6 protein-coding genes are annotated in these 3,102 nt (G+C 61.8%); 1 reads left to right on the top strand and 5 read right to left on the bottom strand.

The genetic code is table 11. The features are described from left to right. The coding region (locus tag ENZ75_RS26510) for a GntR family transcriptional regulator (RefSeq protein WP_128278432.1) at window positions 1–582 on the bottom strand (582 nt) is incomplete at its 3' end. 92 nt (window positions 583–674) lie between these two features. On the opposite strand from ENZ75_RS26510, the gene ENZ75_RS26505 reads away from it, so the two are divergent. Further along, entirely contained in the window at window positions 675–926 is a 252-nt protein-coding gene (locus ENZ75_RS26505) for a DUF1127 domain-containing protein (RefSeq protein WP_063167819.1), read from the top strand. A 76-nt stretch (window positions 927–1,002) separates the two neighbouring features. On the opposite strand, the gene ENZ75_RS26500 is transcribed toward ENZ75_RS26505, so the two are convergent. From ENZ75_RS26500 to ENZ75_RS26485, 4 genes are all read right to left on the bottom strand, one after another. Then, entirely contained in the window at window positions 1,003–1,644 is a 642-nt protein-coding gene (locus ENZ75_RS26500; protein ID WP_013532132.1) for a Pr6Pr family membrane protein, read from the bottom strand. 3 nt (window positions 1,645–1,647) lie between these two features. Next, entirely contained in the window at window positions 1,648–2,055 is a 408-nt protein-coding gene (locus ENZ75_RS26495) for a hypothetical protein (RefSeq protein ID WP_063167820.1), read from the bottom strand. Beyond that, window positions 2,052–2,717, bottom strand: coding sequence for a glutathione S-transferase family protein (locus ENZ75_RS26490; protein WP_013532130.1), 666 nt, complete (start codon window positions 2,715–2,717; stop codon window positions 2,052–2,054). The genes ENZ75_RS26495 and ENZ75_RS26490 overlap by 4 nt, the downstream gene beginning before the upstream one ends. Before the next feature lie 84 nt (window positions 2,718–2,801). Then, window positions 2,802–3,102 (bottom strand): phosphoribosylformylglycinamidine synthase subunit PurQ (locus tag ENZ75_RS26485; RefSeq protein ID WP_206617108.1); only part of this gene is annotated, 301 nt, incomplete at its 5' end.

Genomic DNA, 3,102 nt, shown 5'->3' with positions numbered 1-3,102 from the left:
GGCAACATCGTCGCCAGGCATGGTGAGCGCCGCGATCGCCGCCATCACCGCCGCATGGGTGCCGAGCGTGGGAACGATGGTGTCGGCATCCGGGCGAAAGGAATTGCGCGCCAACCAGCGGGCGCCGGCTTCGTACCATCGTTCGGGGAAATCCCTGGTGTAGCTCGAAATCTCATGCGGATGGTCTTGCGCCGTGCGCGACAGGACACCGGCGACAATGTCGCCCTGGCCGATATCAGGTGCTGCGGTGCTGTCGAAACGCAGCTTGCCTTTAGGCGCATCGATATAGCGCGTGCCTTCGCCGCCGACGTCCGGAGCCGGAAAATCCGGCTTCGCGCGCTGGCCGAGCACATAGGTTCCACGCCCGACCTCGCCGCTCACCAGCCCACGCTCGCGCAGCAATTGATAGGCCCGGCCGACCGTGCCGACGGTGGTGCCGATGTCGTAGGCGAGGTCGCGCTGCGGCGGCAACTTTGCGCCGGCATCGATCACGCCCCGATCGATGTCCGTCTCGATGGAATCCGCCAGCCGCTGATACAGCGGGCCGGAGCCGGCAGTGAGATCTGGAAGCCAATTTGTCATGGTGACAATTTTCTATATTGCACCGATAGATGAGTCAATACATATCAATCGCGTGCCAAAAGGGTACAATTTAGGACTTTGGCAGAAAGAAAATGAATACAATCGTGACAATACGTCATTCGAGCGCTGCATTATCGGCCCAATCGACACGCCCGTCGGCTCAGCGCGGCTTTGTCAGCCGCCTTGTGCGCGTGCTGAGGTCGCTGGCAAGATGGATCGACAACCTGCTGGATCGCCGCCGCAGCCGGTTGGCTCTGCTGGAGATGACCGACGACCAGCTCAAGGATATCGGCGTCACGCGCTGCGACGCCCACCGCGAGGGCATCAGGCCGTTCTGGGACTGACCGTGATCCCAAAAGTGGGAACCGGTTTGGGAAAGATGATGGTCCCGGGAAATCCGGACAGAAGGTCCGCACAGTTCTAACGGACCCTCGACGCCCTGGTGCGTGCAACGGCATGGTCCGCAAGGACGGCGACCACGCACAGCACGAGGAAAAGTCCGGTGATGGCTGCAGCTGAGATGACGACGCTGGTCGCGCCGTTCTTGGCGATGTTCAGGAAAGGGTAGGGCACCTCGCCGGCAAGCGGCGCCCGCACCAGCGCATAGACCAGATAAGCGATGGGATAGATCACCCACCACGAAATGTCGCTCCAGCGTGTCCGGCCGTCGGCGCCCGATATCAGCCACCACAGCACGAACAGCACCGGCGTGACGTAGTGCAGGAGAACATCGCAGAGCAGGAACAGTCCCTGCGGCTGCCAGAGTCGTGCCAGAACCGTTGCGTAGATGATGAAGACCAGTGCGATCGAAACCGCAACGCCGGTGCGCATCCGCGCCCCTGCAAAGGCCGGCAGCCAGGCATAGAAGGTGGGTGACAGCAGCGACGTGTACACCAGCACCGCGCCGATGTTGGTCAGGATGGTGAAGAAGCTGAAGACGAAAATGACGGAGCCAAGCAGGCTGCGGCCTGCTTCCATCGATGCAGGAATGCTGATGCAGAACTGCAGGATGAGCCCGGCCAGACCGATGACCAGCCCCACAATCTGCAGGAACCGGCCCATGGGCTAGGCCGTCGCGGCGCAGGCCGGATTGCCGGCCTGCCAGCGGGAAATGTCGGAGCCGATGCGGGCGCCGAGCGGATCGTTCATCAGCGGTCCGAAGACGTCGACACGGCTAGAATTGCCTTGCGCCTGCACGACCAGCAAAGGTTTGCCGCCATAGTGCTTGGCCGGAACCAGCAGGAAACGCGGCGTGCCGCTGAACGAATTCAGCTCATTGGCCATCTGATACGGTTTGAAGGCCGGGTCCTTGCTGGCGATCCAGCATTTGTGGGCGGCGATCGCCACTTGTTCCATGGCCAGCAGCGCTGCACTTTTGCCCGAGGGAACAGGCGTGCTCTTTGGCGTCGACTGGCAGGATGCCAGCACAAAGCCCGTCGCGGCGACCAGCGCGATCGTCCTCGACTTGATCAAGCGGCACCCATCTCAAGCTCGGACAGGAAGATTTTCAAGCCGTCGGTCATCTCGCCCCACACACGCGACAATGCCGGGTGTTGCGAGGCGATCTGCTGGTAGGCGTCGAATTTGGGATAGGCGTCGAGCAGGTCGTGGCGTCCTGTCATGGCGCGGAAATTGTTGAAGATGAACCGCGTCGGCGTCAGCCAGGCATCGGCGAAGCTGATGTCGTCGCCGAGTGCGAAGGGCCCTTGCGCCATACGGGCCTCGATTGCCGCCAGTCCATGATGCAGGCGGGCGAACTGAGCGTCGATCTCGGCATTGTTGCGCTTCGGCACGGAATGAAGCTCGAAAAGCTTCATCAACGGGGTCAGCACATCGAGATCGGTGATGCGGGCGAACATGCGCACCAGCGCACGGTCCTTGGAATCGGGGGGCAGCAGCGCCGGTTCTGGAAACCGTTCCTCGAGATATTCGGCGATGACCACCGATTCGACGATCGTCTCGCCCGAGCCGGTGATCAGCACCGGAATCCGGTTCATCGGCGAGATGGCGCGAAACTCTTCCGGGATGGGAAAACCGGGCGGCGGCGCGATGATCTTGAGTGGCACGTCCTTGATGTAGGCCAATGCCCGCACGATCGACGAGTAGGGCGACAACGGCCGCGAATAGAGTTTCATGACCGTCTCTCTCCCCAATGAACCAGACTTGCTCCAAAGAGACAGGAATGTCCGGCTGTTTTCAAGCTGTTCGCTTCGATATCGTCAGGCAGCGATGCCGAGGGCGCTCTCGAACAGTCCGCGGCCGTCGGTACCGCCATGAGCTGCTTCGATCAGGTTTTCCGGATGCGGCATCAGCCCGAGCACATTGCCTTGGCTGTTGACGATGCCGGCAATGTCGTTGATCGAGCCGTTGGGGTTGGTGCCCTCGGCATAGCGGAACACCACCTGGCCTTCGCCTTCGAGACGGGCAAGCGTGTCGGCGTCGGCGAAATAATTGCCGTCATGATGCGCGACCGGCGAGCGGATGATCTGGCCCGGCTGATAGCGGCGGGTGAACATGGTG

The organism is Mesorhizobium sp. M7A.F.Ca.CA.002.04.1.1 (assembly GCF_004022805.1).
Classification (GTDB): Bacteria; Pseudomonadota; Alphaproteobacteria; order Rhizobiales; family Rhizobiaceae; genus Mesorhizobium; species Mesorhizobium ciceri.
Note: the sequence above shows the minus strand (reverse complement) of the source record. Positions and strands in the feature narration are given on the sequence as shown.